This window comes from Dyadobacter sp. HNCC25DJ183 (genome assembly GCF_056895175.1).
In genome coordinates this window covers 483,420-502,837 of sequence record NZ_JBXHAP010000005.1, presented here as the reverse complement: position 1 = coordinate 502,837, position 19,418 = coordinate 483,420, and the positions used below count along the sequence as shown (strand labels likewise).

The 19,418-nt window shown below is 42.7% G+C and carries 16 protein-coding genes; 7 read left to right on the top strand and 9 right to left on the bottom strand.

All coding sequences use genetic code 11. The annotated features are described in order from the left end of the window. Window positions 1-140 precede the first annotated feature (140 nt). Complete coding sequence (locus tag AC1XTG_RS15535) at window positions 141-1,139, bottom strand: TolB family protein (RefSeq protein ID WP_484842571.1); 999 nt, start codon at window positions 1,137-1,139, stop codon at window positions 141-143. A 175-nt stretch (window positions 1,140-1,314) separates the two neighbouring features. On the opposite strand from AC1XTG_RS15535, the gene AC1XTG_RS15530 reads away from it, so the two are divergent. After that, window positions 1,315-1,614 (top strand): hypothetical protein, encoded by a 300-nt coding sequence (locus AC1XTG_RS15530; protein WP_484842570.1) that lies wholly within the window; start codon window positions 1,315-1,317, stop codon window positions 1,612-1,614. A gap of 6 nt (window positions 1,615-1,620) precedes the next feature. Next, window positions 1,621-1,998 carry a hypothetical protein gene (locus tag AC1XTG_RS15525; protein WP_484842569.1) on the top strand — a complete coding sequence of 126 codons (378 nt, stop codon included), beginning with the start codon at window positions 1,621-1,623 and terminating at the stop codon, window positions 1,996-1,998. Window positions 1,999-2,126: 128 nt separating this feature from the next. Here the strand turns inward: AC1XTG_RS15525 and AC1XTG_RS15520 are convergent, their stop codons facing one another. The 7 genes from AC1XTG_RS15520 to AC1XTG_RS15490 form a co-directional block, all read right to left on the bottom strand. Next, the gene (locus tag AC1XTG_RS15520; protein WP_484842568.1) at window positions 2,127-2,345 is read right to left on the bottom strand and encodes a hypothetical protein; all 219 of its coding nucleotides are present in this window, start codon (window positions 2,343-2,345) and stop codon (window positions 2,127-2,129) included. A gap of 1,324 nt (window positions 2,346-3,669) precedes the next feature. Continuing rightward, the gene (locus tag AC1XTG_RS15515; protein WP_484842567.1) at window positions 3,670-4,092 is read right to left on the bottom strand and encodes a hypothetical protein; all 423 of its coding nucleotides are present in this window, start codon (window positions 4,090-4,092) and stop codon (window positions 3,670-3,672) included. Between the two features lie 265 nt (window positions 4,093-4,357). Further along, entirely contained in the window at window positions 4,358-4,744 is a 387-nt protein-coding gene (locus tag AC1XTG_RS15510; RefSeq protein ID WP_484842566.1) for a helix-turn-helix domain-containing protein, read from the bottom strand. Window positions 4,745-4,889: 145 nt separating this feature from the next. Further along, complete coding sequence (locus tag AC1XTG_RS15505; RefSeq protein WP_484842565.1) at window positions 4,890-5,885, bottom strand: hypothetical protein; 996 nt, start codon at window positions 5,883-5,885, stop codon at window positions 4,890-4,892. Window positions 5,886-5,919: 34 nt separating this feature from the next. Continuing rightward, a complete protein-coding gene (locus AC1XTG_RS15500; RefSeq protein ID WP_484842564.1) occupies window positions 5,920-7,332 on the bottom strand; it encodes a tyrosine-type recombinase/integrase in 1,413 nt (470 codons plus the stop codon). 285 nt (window positions 7,333-7,617) lie between these two features. Then, window positions 7,618-8,163 carry a hypothetical protein gene (locus AC1XTG_RS15495; protein WP_056291954.1) on the bottom strand — a complete coding sequence of 182 codons (546 nt, stop codon included), beginning with the start codon at window positions 8,161-8,163 and terminating at the stop codon, window positions 7,618-7,620. After that, window positions 8,160-8,396, bottom strand: a complete 237-nt coding sequence (locus AC1XTG_RS15490) for a hypothetical protein (protein WP_484842563.1) — start codon at window positions 8,394-8,396, stop codon at window positions 8,160-8,162. The genes AC1XTG_RS15495 and AC1XTG_RS15490 overlap by 4 nt, the downstream gene beginning before the upstream one ends. Before the next feature lie 283 nt (window positions 8,397-8,679). Between AC1XTG_RS15490 and AC1XTG_RS15485 the strand changes: the two genes are divergently transcribed. The 4 genes from AC1XTG_RS15485 (at window position 8,680) to AC1XTG_RS15470 (ending at window position 16,915) form a co-directional block, all read left to right on the top strand. Beyond that, window positions 8,680-14,841, top strand: a complete 6,162-nt coding sequence (locus AC1XTG_RS15485) for a polymorphic toxin type 23 domain-containing protein (RefSeq protein WP_484842562.1) — start codon at window positions 8,680-8,682, stop codon at window positions 14,839-14,841. After that, a complete protein-coding gene (locus AC1XTG_RS15480) occupies window positions 14,838-15,455 on the top strand; it encodes a hypothetical protein (RefSeq protein WP_484842561.1) in 618 nt (205 codons plus the stop codon). The genes AC1XTG_RS15485 and AC1XTG_RS15480 overlap by 4 nt, the downstream gene beginning before the upstream one ends. Window positions 15,456-15,657: 202 nt before the next feature. Beyond that, a complete protein-coding gene (locus AC1XTG_RS15475) occupies window positions 15,658-16,086 on the top strand; it encodes a hypothetical protein (protein WP_484842560.1) in 429 nt (142 codons plus the stop codon). Window positions 16,087-16,357: 271 nt separating this feature from the next. Continuing rightward, window positions 16,358-16,915, top strand: coding sequence for a hypothetical protein (locus AC1XTG_RS15470; RefSeq protein WP_484842559.1), 558 nt, complete (start codon window positions 16,358-16,360; stop codon window positions 16,913-16,915). Window positions 16,916-16,961: 46 nt separating this feature from the next. Here AC1XTG_RS15470 and AC1XTG_RS15465 read toward each other — a convergent pair whose 3' ends face one another. Beyond that, a complete protein-coding gene (locus AC1XTG_RS15465; RefSeq protein ID WP_484842558.1) occupies window positions 16,962-17,819 on the bottom strand; it encodes a DKNYY domain-containing protein in 858 nt (285 codons plus the stop codon). A 260-nt stretch (window positions 17,820-18,079) separates the two neighbouring features. Here AC1XTG_RS15465 and AC1XTG_RS15460 point away from each other — a divergent pair, with 260 nt between their 5' ends. Then, a complete protein-coding gene (locus AC1XTG_RS15460) occupies window positions 18,080-19,363 on the top strand; it encodes a hypothetical protein (protein WP_484842557.1) in 1,284 nt (427 codons plus the stop codon). The last annotated feature ends 55 nt before the right edge of the window (window positions 19,364-19,418 follow it).

Sequence of the window (19,418 nt, the reverse complement as noted above, 5' to 3'; positions counted from 1 at the left end):
TTTTTCCAAATAGCGGAAGAGAATCAAATGAAGCAATATATTGTCAATGCTAGTTGCCACAGTTACGTTGACACCATTTCGAAACAACGGGTGTCGTGCTTCTTTGAACTATGGTAACTTTGATCCGACTTAGGAACAGATTACCAATTTTCTGTAAGCCCGGTCATATACAAATCGTAACCGCCTTTACCACCAGGTCTGTCCGACGAGAATAGTGTTAGGCGATAGGAGAAATTGTTTAATGCAGGAATGATTGGACGATACTCATTATGTGCCGTATTGATCCGGTCTCCGGCATTCACAGGAGCAGACCATTTCCCATTCTCATATCTAGCGTAGTAAATGTCTTGCCCGCCCTTGCCGCCTGGCCTGTCGGATACAAATACCATCATGTTATCTTGAAAGTAAGGACATTTATCGTCGCTGGCACTTGATAGTTCTTCCACCTTCCTCAGTGTATATTTTTTTGGGTTTATCAGGCTTTCTAGTGTAACATTTTCATTTTCCGTTCTGGGGATTGATAGTTCATAAATGTCAAAACTCCCATCGCGGTTCGAGCTAAAATAGATTTTATCACCTAGCCTTGAAAAACTTGGATAACCATCATCTTTTGAGGAGTTGAGAAGATCAAATTTAAAAAGACCTTCACTATTATTCTTGATTAGGTATTTGATCTCCATATTTCCTTCTGAATCGTCGGCATAAAAGAGCATAAAATCCTTCACATCGCCGTATGTGTTCAAATCATACCTGAAAGACAACGTTTTTGGTCCGTAAACATTAAAATCACCATTCGCTCGCCATGCAAGTGCATCTGTGGCAGAGAATTCTCCCAGATAATCGTAATTGACTGCTTTGTTTGATTTCTCCAGTCCCAGGTGCTTATCATAAGTGAATTGCGCCGGGAAATAAACTAGGTTCAAAAATTCTTTCTTGTCTCTTTTGGAAGAAAAAACGATGTGTGTTTGACCCGACTTGTTAGAGGGCAAGTTGGAATTATAATCATCAAATTCAGAGTTGAATTCGTCAAGGGGGACGACTTCGCTAAGAAATTTGCCGTTTCTGTCCCCGTCGATTACATTTTCAGGCCAGCAGGCGGTGCACAAAAAGATTGTAACGAGTAAAGATGATTTTTTCATACCGTTTATAAGTAAACTTGAGTAGCCTAAGATAAAAATCTATGACAAGCCGCAATTAGTTTTAGTTGGAAAAGATATTGGATGAAAACTGAGAACGCAAGTAAATACCGATATAGGCTGCGTTGCAACCATTTAGGCCGAATTGTGGTCTGTGCTTTATAAACCGATCGGCATTATGAATAAGTCTATCCTAGTAATTATGGGAATTCTGACAGCAATTATTGGCTTAACAGGCTGCTCGAAAGTTCAACCGGAGGAAAAAGCTGCTGTTATTGTAAATGTGGATTATACGATGTGTGGTGGATGTGGCGGCTGGTTTGTTCAAGTCGATTCAGCCAGGTATCGCGCTGATGTTGTTGCACCCTACAACAAAGAAAACACACCTGTTTGGATTCGCTATAAGAAAGACGAAAGTGAAGGGCTTAAAATCCATAATAGGTGGATTATCATTTCGTCAATACGTGACCGAAAATAGAGCATTATGAAATATCTATCAAAATTTTTCTGGCCAATTTTCTTAATATCCGTTTTGTTTTTGATAACAAACTGCAAAAGCGATGAGCCTGTTCAAGAAGCGGATATGGTATGTGGAGTTGCAGATCCCATAAACAACTTAAAATGGCTGAATGATGAATTTAATTCATTTCTTGGTGGACCGGGAGTAAATGGAATTGTTTTATACGAATACAATGGGAACCAGGTAATTGAGGTTCAGAATAGCCTTTTTAGTTCTACGAACATTCACCAACATTTGTGTAGTGGAGTAAAACTCGATTTACAGTCTCCACAGGCAATTAGTGATTATCGCGCCAAGCGAATAGAGGTCAAAGTCCTATATGGAACCAAGATGTGGCCATAACATAAGTTAATGTACGTTTACGAGAGTCCAGTAAAACGTCGGGTATTTGGCAGACTCATCACCGTTTACGGGGCAAATCAGTTGAGGCGTGAACCGTAAACATACAATGAGGCCAGGACATCGAACCACTACCGTTCGATAATGTCTTTGCCGCTCACCTTGGTAATGTGACAATGATCAGCCTTGAACACATAATCTTCCCTAATAACTTCTTCATTGCCACGTTTGCCGATAAAGAGGAAACTGTCCTGCTGATTTTCGAGATTAGGTTGGTAGTGATCATCTAGCACAATGTAATAGCCGGAGCTCAGGTCCGAATTGTATTTGATAGTGTCTGCGGTAGACATCCGGATCGTGTACGATTCAGTTAGTTGGTCACCAGGAACATACAATGTCGAAGATCTAAATTCTTCAGTACAGTTCACTGCAACGTCGTCGCCCTCATCGACACATGAGGTTAGCGAAACAGATAAAAATAAAGTAAAAAGTAGTGCTGGGGTTTGGCTGCACATGGTACCAAATGTTTAAGTGGGCTTCAATTTGAAAAATCTGCTTTCGAGACCAAGATATCATTATGGAATCTTCGCCCTAATGGCAGTCAAATCGATATAATAGCCATAGTTACTGCGCATGTATGGTGAGGTCAGGGCACCATAACATTCCTTACGCCTATAGGACACCATGACCCTCAAACCCTGTTTCCTGAATTCAACCGGTACGGACAGTGAATCTGCGCAAGGAACTAATAAGTTCTCCCCAATACTGTATGACGCTCCGTGAAAATCCTTGGGTTCAGTACTTAATATATACTGATCAGGGCCTTGGTTACCACCGGGAGGTTGGTTGCCGATACGATAAACCACAACGGCTTCAATGTTTTTCATTTCTTTCCTAACTGTTTCACTCTCGCAATCGCATGGACCCGCCTGTTTATCAGGATCTTTGCATTGAATATTGAGAAAACATACAATCACAAGCATTAACATGAATCGGGCTATTTTGAGACACATATAAGAATTGTTGTATGATTTTGATCTGAGAAGATTACCCTTTGAAAGATTCAGAAATCATTTAAATAGTTGTAACCTTAAAAGTATTACTTAAAATCATATTCATTTTTGTAATTGCGATACCTATCACACGAAACGTCGGATATTTTGGATGCATAATAATGTTGACGCGCGTATCGGTTGACGTGTGAACCATTATATAGGATTCCAACGAATCTCCTTCCAAAAGAGTCTGTAAAGTAACAGACTTGATGGCCTGCTAACATTTGATAATTCTCTAAAATAACAGAAGTATGATCCGCCATTTAGTGTCTCTCGCATTCGTGTTGGCTTTACTAAGCTGTAAGGAAGACAAGATTAGCCCTTCGGCGCTAGAATGTTATTCTGAGTTGAAAGGTTTAAGGCGGGGGCAACACATAGTTGACGCGCCTGTAATCGTTCAAATGAGTGGTGGACTACTTGTTGGTACCCAATTGATACCACAGAATAGTGATGTGCGGTGGGGAGGATGTAATCTCCCTGATCAGTTTGTACAAGATAGCTTGGCCATCTATGTAACTGGATATTTTTTAACTTCGGGTGATCTAGAGGTGATGAATTTAACCCCATTACCTTTTGAAGTGACTTCTGCAAAGCTCAGGTAGTAGGACTTAGTTGATTCCTACTTAATTTTAACCGATTCAATAATCTGTACGAACGTATTTTCATTACTGCTTCTGCCGAAAAGCGTCAATCTAATTACCCCCAAATTATAATAGATCCCGATCAAGCCTTCGCCAGGTTTTCTTGGCTTCACCATCTTTGTTGGGTAACCATCCTGATTACTTTCTGTAATGATATGCGTTTTTGACGTTTCAGCAGTAAATGTATACGAATACATACCATAATCGTAGGCCAGAGTGTCCTTGCCATCGGTAATGCCTCCCACCTTAGAATCGTAGCCCTGGGCGCTGAATTCTTTCCATTTTGAAGGTGCTTCAAGTGTGAATGCGTCGAAATCAAATGTTTTCCATTCGCTTCTTGGTTCTTCCTTGTTGCAGGCCAGCAACAGGCAACAAATTGTCAGACATACAACGATTTTCATAATATCTGGTTTAATGTTTTTTGTTAGGAAACGGTTTTTGATCAAATAGTTGCAGCACCTAAATTACTTGCTAACCGTCTGTAGCCTGTAGCAGATAGCCTCCCTTTCCTGCCACCGGTGCTGGCCGTGATCTGACCGGTTAGAAAGATCCAAAATGTGTATCATTTCGTTATCTCAGGAATCAATGCATCACCTTTAACCACCTGACCGAGTTTTTGCGGCACCTGCCCTTAGTCAGTTGAATTAGTATTTTCATCGCGCTTTGCTATGCTGCCTGCGGCATTTTCTTATTTATAAAGATCTCCAGGGGTAATCCTAAGTGCTTATGAAGGTTGTGAATTTGCTGCAAGGTAAAGTATCGCTTCCGGTTAAGTATTTCAGATACTCTTGATTTGGGACCTATGAATTGCTCCAAATCTTTATTTTTCCAGCCATTTTCTTCCATCAAATATTTGATTGCGTCAATCGGATCCGGATAAGGTATAGGATTGTGCGTTTGTTCATAAGCATGCACTAAAGTGCTTATGACATCAAGTTCGTCGTCCAATTCAGAATGAGGGGCCGGATCTAGAATAAGTAATTCATCGATGCGCCTAAGGGCATTTTTATAGTCTAATGCCGTTTTTATGGGGGTTACGGTTACTGTACTCATTGCTTAGATTTGAATTTGGTTGGAACGATTATATGCTTTACACGATATGGGCGTCAATCTTATCATATCCGGCATGTGTACCAATTCACCTGATATAGACTATTTACCGGTGTGCCAGGATCACAGTATGACTTTTCGCGATACTTTAAATTGAACTGTCGATTCCCTTCTTGTTTCTGCCAATAGCAGCCAAAGCGGGCTCTTCGGATCCTTTTCTGATCACAGCTAAAATTGGCGACTTGCAAATTTTAGTATCCGAAGAAATGATACCATTTAGGTAACCAGTTGTGAACGGCTTGGCCTGAGCATTTGAAACGTATTGAAAATTCTCTATAATCCAGCTTTCAAGTTCCGCCTTACTGCAGGAAACAATCAAATTCGCTTCAATGAGCTGTTTGAATGTATCTGCAAGCTGATTGCCATTGCTGTTGAAAAGCAGTTTCTGCTTAGGAGAAATATTATTGTTCAGCAGCGTGAATAACGGTTGTTGGTCTTTTTCTTCAAAATACTCCTTTAAGATCTTGAAAAATTGTTCGGCGATACCTTCGACAAATACAGGATAGCGGCGGATTCGTATTGCCGTTGGTTCACCCTCAGTTATCTTTTTCTCCTCGGGATCTTGATCTCCCGTTTTTTCAAGCGTACTGATTTCTGTGATAAATTCGGCCAGGCTTTCTTCTCTTGCCCGGATTGAATCGCAGAGGTCTTCAACGAACTCTGGGGTAACGATTGCATCTGTCTTATCAGGTTGCAGAAGATCATTATAGAAGATTTCTGCAAATTCGATAACAAGCAGAAAGTTGTCCTGCAAGTTTTCTCCATTCGCAGGGTAATGACGGAAGTAATTTTCCCAAAACCTGTTGAATAGGGATAAAAGCTTCTTTGCCTGATCGAAATATGCTTTTCGTTTTCCAGGGTCTGCGCCAATGATGTCGATGACAGCCAAGTCCTTTAAGATCTGCAGATGCTTTGCAAACTGCAATGAGAAATGTGGGGTCTGATGGGTAATATCATATCCTGATTTGAAGACTGGGCCGAGTTCGGCAGGTTCGCGCTTGTCCCTGATTTCAGATAGTCGAAGATCAAATTTTTGTAAGAATGTAAAATATTCCTTGAAGTGTTCCATGCTTTGAAATTTCATTACTAGCTATTTAGACGATGTTCAAGGGCAGAAACTATAACAGCGCGCTGAGATATTTCTTAGTTTTTTCATCGTCAAAACTGCCTAAATAGCTTTCCGTCGTTGAAATTGAAGTGTGGCCGAGCGATTGGCTAATGAATGCGAGTGGTGCTTCTGATTGGAGAAGGATCGTTGCGAACGAATGTCTGGCGCTGTATGTATTAACGTCTCCTGTGATTTCATTAGCGGCCGCAATGTCCTTCATGTATTGATTTGTGATTTTCACCACCTGATTGATCACAGTCTTTTGTCTTTCTGGTGTCATATCGTGCTCCAAAAATGGGAAGACATAATCCTTAGGGTTTTTGCTCTTTACCGCCCAGCGTTCAATAATATCAAAAGTTTCTTTGAATAAGGTGACTTTGATCGTGTTTTGGTTACCCCTGGTTGAGCGAGCAGTCTTTTGGCGGATAAAGGTTAATCGGTCGCCCTCAATATCCTGCCAGCGAATACGACAAATGTCATTCATGTTCATCCCATTACATAAATAGGAAAAAACCCATAGATCACGGCTTCGCTGTTCAAATCCTGGATTGCATTTATGCGTTATGATTTTTAGTACGTCATCTTTGCTGAGTGCTTTTTTGGTATTGCTGCCAGCCGGTATCATATACCTTCTCTTGCCAAAAGGGTATAACTCCCTATTCATAATGCCCGCGTCAATGGCGTCATTACAAACAGATCTGATGTGCCGGCAATATATGCCAACGGTTGTCAGGGTAGCGGGGGACGAGCTTCCTTTCGGTCCCCTACGTTTTCGACCATGCTTGAGCATCCATTTCTCATAACTTGTCAAAAACGCTGGAGTCAGATATTCAAAGCGGAGTACAATCTCCTTTTTCTTCGCCTCTTTGATGGGTAGGGGCGGTAGGTTCAGCAATTCCTGACGTTGCTTTTCGGTGAGAGATTCGAGAAAACGTAGTAATGAGGTGGACGTTGAAGTGTAGCTCAATGCATTTCCAATACGGCCTTCCTTGTTCATATCGTTTGCTTTCAAAGTGAGAGCCTGGATGACATTGTTTTTATCCTTTGTCTCCTTGCTAGGCTTCGATTCCTGACCAAACATACTTATCTCATATGCGAATCGCTCAAAGCTGAAGTCGTCATCAAGCTTGCCCACAATTGTCCGGGCTCTGCCCAGGAAACTTTCAACTTCCTTGCCAGTATACTCTTCCTCGTAAGTACTTCCGAAAAGCTTGTTCCATAACTTCCTTCTGTAGTCGTTTTTCACTTGTCCGGGCATACCGGATTTGTGCTTTTTGAGAAAGTCCCAGTCCTGCTCTGAGATTTTCAAACCTGTGGTGAAAAGTCGTTGTTTTCCCTCATGAGATACCAACCATTTTATCACACCTTCATCACCTTTTGAAGCTCTTTTGTCGAGGAATAAATTTACCGTTGTAGCGCTCATGATTCTTGGTCATTTCGTTCTAGTTGCAATAAACTTGCAATAGTAAATTAAAAAAAATCGAAAGACATCACCAAATAAATGGAGAAATTAATTTTTTAACGTGTTGATAATTAATTGATTATATAAATATCGAAAAATGGGCGAAAACAAAAAAAGGCATATTTTATGTGACTGTTAATCAGAGGGTCGTTGGTTCGAGCCCAACTTCGGGAGCCTGAAAGTTAAAAAGCCTCATTCTTGCGAATGGGGCTTTTTCATTGTGAGTCACTTGGCTCGCCAGCAGCACTACAAAGTACTTACCTGGACAATCGCCTGGTTGTTGTCGCTGTTCACTTCTCCCCCTGCCCCGCCCACAATCACGGCTGTGATGTTTTGAGTGATATTGGCGGACTGGCCTGCATTTCTGGTGATTTTAAAACCAACCACCGCCTTGCCGCCCTGCGCTATCTTGATGCCTGCCTTCGATGTAATAATTACAAAATTGGCATTTTCTGTAAAATCCCAGCTCGAATTTTGATTCGCTACCCCTCCAAGTACATTCGAAGTGCCTGAGGTCAGTGGATAAGTGATCTTGAATGCAGAAATTTTACTGATGCGAAATGAAATCAATCCGGATGTTTCCACATTGTTGATCTCATACATATTCAATACAAAGTCTCTCGATGCTGCCTCAGCGAATAATAAAGCATTGATATCGATCGTAGGTGTAAGGTCGGCTGCCGAGCTTCTTTTGATCCTGTTGCCCGCGGCATCATAGCCAAATGCGACTCCTTGTGAAAATGATGAACCAGAGAACACAAGACAGAGCGCCACTATAAATAGGTATTTCATCGTAGAAATGGGGAAGGTTTGCTGACAATAGATGCATTTGCATCGCCGTGGTAATGGTATTGAACATTACCAAACAAACCCAAAGGAGTTTTCCTGCGGCGGCAGGCTTCTTTCAAACGGATTGATTCAAGCGTATTGACAAGGGCGAGTGATAGGCCTCTCCACCCGATCTTCATGAAAGGCTTTCCGTAAACCTTTCTTTTATCACAATACTGACAAATCGCGCAATCCATTGGAGCACAATACATTGTACAACCGGCAAATAATTGCACCGTACATCTTCGTTTATATTTAAAGTTAATTGATACGTTTGCCGATGTCCTGCCGGCTTAGGATCGCCCCGAGTTTTGAGATTCCGCGTCCAACATTCCCACTCAACAAAAAGCATAGGGAATCCACTCTGAAGTTCTGAAAAGAACAAGGGTTTTCTGTGTCTTACCGACTACGTTATCAGGTGTTTAAAAGAATACACATACCGCTATTCCGCTTGCCAAAATTGCATTTAAATCCTCCTATATGAAGACAGTTTACCTCCTTTGCAACGTCCGGTCAGCCAATCGCCCTGCGAAAATCCATTGGCCAAAATGTCTTTCCCGAAAGATCCTCTGGCTTTTCACAGCCCTGTACAGCTTCAACTCTCTTGCACAAAATGTAACCTACCAGACCTTACACACCGGAGCTACTTTCAACGGCAGAACCATTAATCAAAATCTTCCCGTTGGAAGTATTTCCGAAAGTGCCGGCGTTGCATCCGGAGGTGCCACTTACTCGATATTACTAGCAATACCTCCCGGAACAAATGGTATTGCTCCGACTATATCCTTAAACTACTATTCCTTAGGAGGAAATGGCGTTTTAGGTCAGGGATGGAGCATTGGCGGCTTGTCAGAAATTACCCGCAGCACGCGCAATAGCTATTTCGATAGTGAGGCAAATCCTATTGTAATGACAAACAGTGACAGGTTTGTTTTGGACGGTTCCCGGCTGATCGGCAAAGTGGGTAACTATGGAGACCCGAATACGACGTATGGTACCGAGTGTGAAAACTTTGCTACTATCATCTCCAAAAACACACAGGGAGACGGCCCGCAATGGTTTGAAATTGTTACAAAAGATGGAACCAGGATGGAATACGGTAATTCTCCGGATTCCAGGCATACGGGCCAAAATGCAACTGTTTTGACGTGGGCTTTATCACGTATTATATATCCCGATGGAAACTATATTTCCTTCAAATACAAAGCATTGACCTTCGCTTTGCTTATCGAAGAGATCAACTACACGGGTAATGCGGCTCAATCATTAGACCCTTATAATCAGGTCAAATTCGACTACAGGATCCGGACTATTGATGAAAATGCGGGTTTTGAAAATGATACGCGCATAGAAAGCAAATACTTGCTGGATAAAGTCACCACAAAAACCAGTGGCGTCGTTGTCAAAACCTACCAATTTAATTACGGTCATGATAACATCAATTCTTACCTGAAAGAGGTGGTTGAATCGGGCGCAGACGGCAGTTCACTCAATGCCACCATTTTCAAATATGGAGATCCGCCAGCCGAATTTAGTACGGTTACGACAAGCGGGTATGACAATCCATCCGCAACCACCATTACAGGTGATTTTAACGCCGACGGGTTAACTGATTTCCTGGAAGCCAGCCTGATCCAGAACCCTCCTGCATATAGGATCAAGGTCTATACCAAGTATTTGCCATACACAGCAAGTCCGAATGATTTTTATGTAGGAAATATCACAGACGCGCCTGTTACTTATTCGGTCGTTAAAAAACAGAGTATACCTAATTCATTTGATTTTCTTGCTTACGACTTCACGGGTGATGGTGCAGATGATGTTCTGATGACCAATATTGCCGGAGCAGGACAGGATCGTACATTATCAAGTCTTCGCATTTACCGGACTCTTCAGAACTATGATTGGCAAAACAATGCACAGTTTGCCATCCAATTTGACCCGCTCACGATAGCTCCCTATACAGGCTATTCAAAGATTCACCCAAGTGGCCACTTCATTTTTCCAGGAGATTATGATGGGGATGGTGTGCAGGATATTCTTACCATGCTGGGAAGTAATGCCGTGAATTACAATTGTCACTTATACAATGGCAAAGTGCAACCCGATTTTGGGTCAATCGTAATCTCGGGGACGCATCTTTTTGAGACAACGGATTGGGCTACTGCCGACAAGGTACACGTCATCGATTTCAATGGTGACGGAAAAAGCGATATTATGTTTATCAAGGGCATTCATTGCGAGATTTTCACTTTTGACGGGTGGACTGCGCGACGTATCCACTATTCTGTTAATTATTTAAGCAAAGATCACCTCAGCTATTTTGGTGATTTTAATGGCGACAGAAAGACTGACATTCTTGCCAAACTAACCACTTCGGGCGCATGGAAGGCATTGATCTCCAATGGGGTCGGCTTTTATGAATCCCTATTTACTTTCAATACCACACCTGATACAGACCTTTACCTGGGAGACCAACTCGGTATTGCCGATTTAAATGGGGATGGTAAATCAGACATTTATCATGGCTGGCAACTGCCGGACCTGGAAACTGCGAATTTGGACATCTACTACGGAAGAGGCTTTTCGGGCGCAGGGGCAAGCTTCCATCGCATCACCAGCACTTATGCCGTAAGATTAGGGGCACCACCACCGATGATCGGTGATTTTAATGGGGATCGCAGAGCGGACATCATCAACTTCAAGAGCGTTTCAAACCCCATGGATGTTTTCAACTTCAAAAAAGAAGGACGCGAAAATATCCTTGAAAAGGTAAAGAATGGATACAATCATGTAACGGAATGGAGCTACAAAAAGCTGACGGATGAAAATGGCTTCCATATCCGGGGAAATCTTACAGCGTATCCGTTAAACGCAATTCAGCCACCACTTTACGCCATTTCCGATTTCAAAATACAAGATGGAATTGGCGGCTTCAATACCACTCAATATACTTACGAAGGCACAAAACTTCACCGGGCCGGAAAAGGGTTTATCGGGTTTGGTAAGATAACAGCGAACAACCTGACAACGGGTATCAAAACCGTTGTTGAAAATGAATTTAATACAACCTATTACACGGCTGTCCCCTACCGGACTTCTACCTATCTGGCATCTACCAATGCATTGCTTGATCAAACTACCAATACCAATGTATTTGTTTCTCCGGCAGCCAAACGGTTCTGGGTTCAGACCACCAATATTCTTGAAAACAAAGCATTTAAGGGCCGCACAACTACTACGGTAAATGTTTACGACAATTACGGTAACATCAAGCAAAGTACGGTCAACAATGGAGTTGAAACCACTGTTACCAACACCATTTTTGGCGCTTATCCTGCGGGAGTTCTCAACAAGCCAACCTCTGTATCCGTTTCAAACACCCGGACAGGTCAGCCTGCGTATACGGTTTCAACAGGATTCGGATATAACGGCATTGGTCAACTTACTACCAAAACGGATTTTGTGGGACTTCCGAAAAGCGTAGTAACCACTTTCGAGTATTATCCCTTAGGTAACCTGAAAAAAACGACCATAAATCCATCCGGTCTTCCAGCAAGGTCAACCTCTTCTGTTTACGACACCAAAGGCCGCTATCCGGAAACCAAGACGAATGAGCTAAGCCAAACTTCATCTGCGACTTACGATTTTAAATGGGGAAAACCACTGACTATAACGGGAGTAGATGGTTTGATAACAACATTGGAATACGATGCTTTTGGCCGGGAGAAGAAAATCATATTGCCGGAAGGTTATTCAATCACCCAAAATTATGGCTGGAATATTTCAGGTAACGCGGTCTGGTACCTGAACACCTCCCATCCGGGAAAGCCGGATGTAAAAACATTTTACGACCTGTTAAGAAGGGAAATCAAGAGCGAAACGGAAGGTTTTCAGGGACAAACCATTACTCAGGTTAAGACGTACGATAGTCGAGGCAATGTCGCCACAACGACCGATCCGTATAAATCCGGTGAGCCGGTACTGACCACCACAACACAGTATGACACCTACAACCGGCCATTTAATATCAGCAACAACGGTCCTTTTGGCACTACTACCATTGGCTACGTTTATGCAGCAGGAAAGCTGACCACAACCACCACTACGCCCTCGGGAGTTTCTTCGAAAGTAACAGATGCCAGCGGCCAGGTTATCAGCGCTACGGACAATGGAGGCACATTGACCTACACTTATTACAGCCACGGCGGTCTCAAGGAAGTAAACAATGGCGCAGTGATTACAAGCAGCCAATACGATGTGCAGGCCCGGCAAACTTCACTGACCGACCTCAATGCCGGTACAACCACTTACGATTACAATGCATTGGGGCAGCTGGCGAGCCAAACCAATGCAAACAACAAAACGCATACGATGCAATATGACCTGCTGGGCAGGAACACCAGCCGCATTGGCCCTGAGGGTTCAACGGTTTACGAATACTACCTCACAGGCAGCGGAGCGTCCACTAACCAGCTAAAAAAGGTAACCGGGTTTGCCGGCAATCTGGATGAGTATACTTACGATGCATTTGGAAGGTTGCAGACGGTAAAACAATCCGTCGACGCCACTATTTACACGACTACTTACGGCTACAATCTTTACGGGGACATGACATCAGTGTTGTATCCGTCAGGCTTTGGAACCAATCACGCCTACGATGGCAACGGTTATGCGACCACCATCAAAAACAGCACGAATGCGGTAACGCTCTATACCAATAACGGGATGAATGGTCTGGGGCAAAACACGGCGTATGCATCGGGTAATGGGAAATCCTCCGTGATATCTTACAATTATGGGGTACCTAAACTGTTCACAACAGCTGGTGTACAAAACCTGGAACTGACCTGGAATTACGCCAAAGGCAACCTGGATAAGCGAAAAGATTATATCAAGAATAAAGAAGAGAGCTTTACCTATGATAACCTGAACCGGCTCCTGACGGCTACCGTTTTGGGTAAACCTGCACAGGTAACATCCTACACAGCCTCAGGAAACATTACTGCAAAGAGTGATGCCGGGCAGACATTCAATTATCACGCCACAAAATTAAACGCTGTCATTGGTATTGTTTCGCCGACGACAGCGATTCCGGTACTGACTCAGGACATTACGTACACTGCATACAACCAGCCTGAGAAAATCACGGAGAACGGATCAGGCCAGCCTTATGAGCTGACCTACACCTACGGCGCCGACTACCAGCGGCTCAAAGGGGTCATGAAAAAGAACAATGCGCTGATCAACACGCATTACTACTTTGAGAGCTACGAAAAGGACATTACCCCAGGTATCGCCGACAAACATCTGCATTACATCAGCTCCCAAGCCGGACTAATTGCAATTGTAATCCGTGAGAACAATGCGGACCAGTATTACTACACGTACACAGATCACCTCGGATCACTACTGACATTAACGGCTTTCAATGGGACTGTCATTCTCGACCAGAACTTCGACGCATGGGGCCGCCTTCGCCATCCAGCCAATTGGGATTATGTCAATGTACCAGCCCCAACAAGCTACCTGTACCGCGGCTTCACAGGTCACGAGCATTTGACGAATTTCAATTTAATCAACATGAACGGGCGGATGTATGACCCGGTGGTGGGGAGGGTGTTGAGTGTTGATAATTATGTGCAGGATGCGCATTCGACGCAGGGTTATAATCGGTATTCATATGCAAATAACAACCCGCTAAAATATACGGACCCGAGTGGGGAAATCTTTAAAATGGCCTTCTTCTCGATGGCTTTTACCGCAGATTTTGCTAGTAATTTGTTAAATGGAGTTAGTCACCCTGGAAAAGTAGCATATCGGAATGCTTCAAATGCTACCAATGCTATGAGCAATTCCTTACAATTTCAAGTTTACAATAACGGATCTAGCTCTATGTCGGTTGGTATAGATCCTCTTGGTCTGGGGATTTCGGCTAGCGTTTATCAAACTCAGGGTAATGTAACAACAGGCTTAAATGTAGGTGTCAACATTTCAGGGGCCTTTTCAGTTAATGGGAGTACGTCTGTTTCCGCTGGTAACTGGAATATAAGTGCCGGTGGAGGCGGAGGCAATAATCACTCGGCCTACGGGGGAAGCATAAGTTACAAAGGATACGGCGCAGGTTATTACCAGACGCGGTACGGTGGCGCCACGGGACCGGACGGGATTTCCAATAGTCAGGTTGTAGGAGGTGCCAGCTTATCCCTCGGTAAAGTCTCAATTAGAATTGAAAATGATTTCTTCGCATTCAATCACCAGGATCGCTGGCGCTCCAATGCGTTGGAAATAGGAATTGGAAATTTTGTTATTGGGACAAGGCTTTACAATAATGATCCAAATTCAGAGGGACTAGGAACAGAAAACAGTACTGATCGCCTCGGCCACTACAATAAAGATGGGCGAGGTGCTTGGATAAATGGCCAGACATACAGTGCACCCTTGTGGGTGGGGCATCGATTTGGACATACAATAGAGCGAATTGGGTACAGTCACCCGCTATTTCAAGATAGAACTCAAAACTTCATACATCTACGATTTCCCCCTGGGTATCAAAACTTTTACAACAAATATGACTCATTCAAATATGGAATGATGTTCCAAAGTGGCTTTTACAATCCGTATTCATTATGGGGAAGATGAAGATTTTAAACATTAGCGTTCTAATTGCGATTCTAATCGTCGGCTGCTGGCGTGACGCTCCAAAAAGGTTGAAGGTACGAGAAACAAATTTCTGTTTTTCACCAAATAGAGGCAACTCAAAAATTGTTCAATCTAACGGCATTTATTCATTTTACCATAAATCTCCTAATAAACTGGAATCTTCTGAAAGAATACGCACAAGCGATTATAGCGAAAATTTCATTTTTTATCCCTCTGGAGAATTATACACATTTCTTAGTACTGACTCATCCTATGGTCTATGGGGTAGTTACTCCATAGAAAAAAATATAGTCAAAACTCAATATTTTTCACCCCCAATTACTGTGTCATGGGACAGAGAAGAAGTATGGTTTGAATTAATGGAAGATCACAGAATGAGAGTAATCGGTCGAACATGGGATAAAGCACTATCCGAATCTGACCTGGAAAAATATCAGCAAAACAATATAAATAAGGATGTTGTACTTAGCCAATTCATAAAATATGATACTTTACCAGACCCAAATAGAAGTTGGCTGAAAAAACGTAAATGGTTTTGGTGTGATGGAAAAGAATACGAAGCATGGAAAAAGAATTTAAAAATAAGCAAATGATCAAGAACAATAAAAATGAATTTCAAGTGAAGTCTGTTACACCTACTACAATGATGCGATATATGAGACTTATTTTTTTATATACAGGATGAAAATATATTAATTAAATTTACAAAACCTTGGCAATACGTGTACAAAAAGACACAGGACAAGCACAACTTCATTCATTCTAACAATTTACTTTTATTTAATCAATCCAGCTATGAAAAAAATTCTATCAATCGCCTTCCTTTTACTATGTACCTTCTCTCTCTATAGTCAAACTCCATCAGACTCGGCAATAGTTATTCAAAACCAGCAACTCTACACAATAACGAAACCCGAAAACCTGAACATCAAAGGTCAGATTGATGCCGCAAGAAATTACAAGAGGTATAAAGGCGCGGCAACAGGCACCTTGATAACAAGTCTGGTTTCTCCCTTTATTGGCCTTGTACCTGCTATTTTATGTTCGGCCACCAATCCAAAAATCGAGAATTTAGGATATCCAAATGAGGAATTGTTCAAGCAACCAGAATACTACAAGGCATATACCAAGAAGGCGAAGAAAATAAAACAGCGAAAAGTTTGGTCCAATTGGGGAATTGGTTTGGGAGTTAATTTGATTGTCATTTTAGTTTTGGCTAATTAGGTAAATAGCCTTTAATTTCTTTATGGTATTTACAAAGTATGCAAACTTTTTGAAAATCTAAAAACAAAAATAAATGATTGTAATCTCATCAACATTTAGGGGAATTACATTTTTGGCTATCGTATTAATGCTTCTTTCGATCGCATTCACCCGAATGAATTAGAAGGAAAAACATAAGTATGACAGCGTCCAAGGTCAAATCGTGTACCTGGATCAAGAAATGGGCGAACTCACATATAGGGAATGATTAACACTTTAAAACACAACCCAAATGAAAAACACACTAACCTTATTTTTTCTCCTATTCATTTGCACCGCACAAACCTGTTCTTCCCAGGACCAGCCAAAACCTGGCAGCAATGAATATGAATCCTGCTGCGGAACCCAGCCCGTTGAGTTTTCCTATGAAAAGAAGCGCATTTATGTACCTAATGTTTTTACGCCTAATAAGGATGGTGTGAATGATTATTTCGCGCCTTTTGTAAATGATATCGTTACCGATATTTGGGGATTTACCATATACAGTGCAGTTGGCGACACTATACTGTATCAAAAACCTTATTGTAATTCCAAAATGGCGATCGCTGACTATGGCTGGAATGGACTACGACCGGATGGATCGAGGTATAAGGGATTATTCAAGTATAAAATGCGTGTAGATGACAGCGAAGCGAGAAAACACATTGTGGAAGGTCAGGCATGCGCTATCATTTGTGGAAGTGAGTCAGAGATATTCAAAACAAAAGCCGGATGTTACTATCCCATCCAGGCGGGTAAAGAGGGTACGGTAGATAAATCAATTGTCTCTGCAGAAAAGAATTGCTTCTGACTTAGCCGGTCTTTGTTCTTAAAAGCACGCACTTGCAAGCAGCTGTTTATTGTTTGTCGGATGCTAATCCGGCGATGGAATACTGACGGTAACTCCGCCATTTATCCCGGCTCTGATGATGTTCTTCGCTGGTGATTTGGAAGGTCGAAGGATCGGCGACAGGTAATTTATGATTTCGCCAGAATACACTTCTTTCATCTTTTGCATAGTAATGCGACAATACCTTAAATGTAGCCGGATCAGCACCTTTCAGAATTACGGGCAATCCTTCATCAATCAGAAAAACAGTCTTGGCATCCATTGAATAGTTATACGCCAAAGGCTTGAACGTTTCAGCGTCAGCTACATCTATTCTGATTGATCCTGTAAAAACACCTCTTTTATCCGCGTGGTAAGCACGCAAGTTTGTGCTGCCCAGATAAGTGAGGTGGGCTGGATCATCAGAAACGATCCTGTCGCCATCATAAACGTGTTTGCTATCCTTGAACAATCCGCCATTTACATTTACAAAGTGTTCGGGATCGTCGGACAGTATGGAATGAAATGCGAAAACGTGCCGCGAATCCTTTCCCCAACCGTAGCCAAAAACCTGGAACGACTTCCCATCTGCGCCTTTGATCAGCTTACCTTCGAAATAAACCTGCTTGCCGTCTGTCGCATACAGATGTGCAAAAGGTTGTTCTGGAAAGCGCTTTTCGAGTGTTTCAAACTGCGTCGCGGCTGCATTCTCCAATGCGGTAACAGTCGCATTTCCGAAGCCTCCGTAATAATAAACCTTGTCGTTTTGAATGTAATAGCCCGCTTTCGATAAGATGCCCGGCTTGAATGAAGTACTGCTCCCCTGACAGGAAAGCAGATTAAATAGCAATGTGATGAGGCCCATATACCCGGCGATTATTTTCATGGCTTCCATGCGGGCAAAAAAAGACCCGAATGCCAGGTTCACACACACGCAGGGCATCCGGGTAGTTCAACGAGTTACAATTGAACCGTTACAAAACTATACATCCAGATTACAAGACGAAGAACAAATAAGCAAACGGTCGATATTGGTAAATCATCGGAAGAAGTTTGGCAGATTGCATGCATTATCAATCCTCAATTCATTCAAAAAGGTATTTTTGACTACGCAAACACGCGACCCGAAAAGTGTTTATCACAGCCATGACAAAAACAGGAGAAGAGCAGGATCTGAAAAAGTGCCTCATGCTGATTGAGTCGCAGCTCAGCTGGGGCGACAGCGGACATTGGAGCAACTACGACTTTGAAAAGCTGAGTGATACCTTACACGAAAAAACCGGCGTAAGACTCAGTATCACCACGTTGAAACGGATTTGGGGAAAGCTTAAATACGACAGCGCGCCAACTCTCACAACACTCAATGCACTGGCCAAGTTTGCCGGATTTACAGACTGGCGGCATTTCAGGCAACAGGAGAGAATGGCGGAAAACTCTGACCTACATACTGCCCGGTTGCCGGCAAGCACTGAACCGGCAACGAAAAAAGGCAAACTGAAATACCTTTGGCTTCTCTCGCTGGTTCCTTTGCTTCTTGCCGGGTATGTGCTGCTTTCAAGCAAAGCTTCTGATGCCACGCTCGATCCCAAGCTGTTCTCCTTCCGCCCCGACAAGATCGTTACAGAAGGAGTTCCCAATTCGGTAGTGTTCCATTATGACGCGAAGGCTGCCAAAACCGATTCGGTGTTTATCGCACAAACCTGGGATGTGAGCCGCAAAAAACCCGTTTCCAAGAACAAGCACGAACATTCTTCCATTTATTACTATCCCGGCTATTTTAATACCAAGCTGATCGCAGACAACCAGATCGTCAAAACGCAGGATCTTTGGATTACTTCCGGCGGCTGGCTTTGTCTGGCGGAGGAAGAGCCGGTACCCGTTTATTTTAAGAAGGAGGAATGCGTCAGCAACGGTATTGTGGAGGTAAATGAGCGTGTTTTGAACAAATACAATCTATCCCTGCACCCGAAAGCGCCAAGAATACGGATTTTTAACCAGCGCGATATGGGCGATCTGATGAGTGACAATTTTGTATTTGAAACAAGCGTCCGGAGTAATTTCAATCAGGGAACGAATACTTGTCAGCCGATGCAGGTCCTGATTCAATGTAAAAACGATATCATCATCATTCCGCTTGCGGCTAAACCTTGCATAGGCGATCTGACGCTGGCTTTTTGCGGCACTTATGTAATGAGCAAAGATGCCGATCTGTCCAATTTCGGTGCAGACCTGACGGAATGGACAAAATTGAGAATCGAAACAATCTCGAAACGGGCAGATATTTACGTTAACGACAAAAAAGCCTATACGCTTCATTTCCCAAATGAAGCAACCGGCATTGTGGGTGTTCAATACCGCTTCAATGGAACCGGCGCAGTAAAAGATACCTGGTTTGGTAATAAAAGAAATGTGATTCGGATGAATGAATGATCTATGCGTAAGTAAGTGATTTTTAAGTGACCTGACGCACGTTAAAAAAGTAGTT

Bases quoted from the DNA above. Each gene is read 5' to 3' on its own strand.
- AC1XTG_RS15460 (WP_484842557.1), top strand. From the start codon at position 18,080: ATGACAAAAACAGGAGAAGAGCAGGATCTGAAAAAGTGCCTCATGCTG.
- AC1XTG_RS15465 (WP_484842558.1), bottom strand. From the start codon at position 17,819: ATGAAAATAATCGCCGGGTATATGGGCCTCATCACATTGCTATTTAAT.
- AC1XTG_RS15485 (WP_484842562.1), top strand. From the start codon at position 8,680: ATGAAGACAGTTTACCTCCTTTGCAACGTCCGGTCAGCCAATCGCCCT.
- AC1XTG_RS15520 (WP_484842568.1), bottom strand. From the start codon at position 2,345: ATGTCTACCGCAGACACTATCAAATACAATTCGGACCTGAGCTCCGGC.
- AC1XTG_RS15490 (WP_484842563.1), bottom strand. From the start codon at position 8,396: ATGGATTGCGCGATTTGTCAGTATTGTGATAAAAGAAAGGTTTACGGA.
- AC1XTG_RS15515 (WP_484842567.1), bottom strand. From the start codon at position 4,092: ATGAAAATCGTTGTATGTCTGACAATTTGTTGCCTGTTGCTGGCCTGC.
- AC1XTG_RS15470 (WP_484842559.1), top strand. From the start codon at position 16,358: ATGAAAAACACACTAACCTTATTTTTTCTCCTATTCATTTGCACCGCA.
- AC1XTG_RS15535 (WP_484842571.1), bottom strand. From the start codon at position 1,139: ATGAAAAAATCATCTTTACTCGTTACAATCTTTTTGTGCACCGCCTGC.
- AC1XTG_RS15475 (WP_484842560.1), top strand. From the start codon at position 15,658: ATGAAAAAAATTCTATCAATCGCCTTCCTTTTACTATGTACCTTCTCT.
- AC1XTG_RS15530 (WP_484842570.1), top strand. From the start codon at position 1,315: ATGAATAAGTCTATCCTAGTAATTATGGGAATTCTGACAGCAATTATT.
- AC1XTG_RS15480 (WP_484842561.1), top strand. From the start codon at position 14,838: ATGAAGATTTTAAACATTAGCGTTCTAATTGCGATTCTAATCGTCGGC.
- AC1XTG_RS15505 (WP_484842565.1), bottom strand. From the start codon at position 5,885: ATGAAATTTCAAAGCATGGAACACTTCAAGGAATATTTTACATTCTTA.
- AC1XTG_RS15500 (WP_484842564.1), bottom strand. From the start codon at position 7,332: ATGAGCGCTACAACGGTAAATTTATTCCTCGACAAAAGAGCTTCAAAA.
- AC1XTG_RS15495 (WP_056291954.1), bottom strand. From the start codon at position 8,163: ATGAAATACCTATTTATAGTGGCGCTCTGTCTTGTGTTCTCTGGTTCA.
- AC1XTG_RS15510 (WP_484842566.1), bottom strand. From the start codon at position 4,744: ATGAGTACAGTAACCGTAACCCCCATAAAAACGGCATTAGACTATAAA.
- AC1XTG_RS15525 (WP_484842569.1), top strand. From the start codon at position 1,621: ATGAAATATCTATCAAAATTTTTCTGGCCAATTTTCTTAATATCCGTT.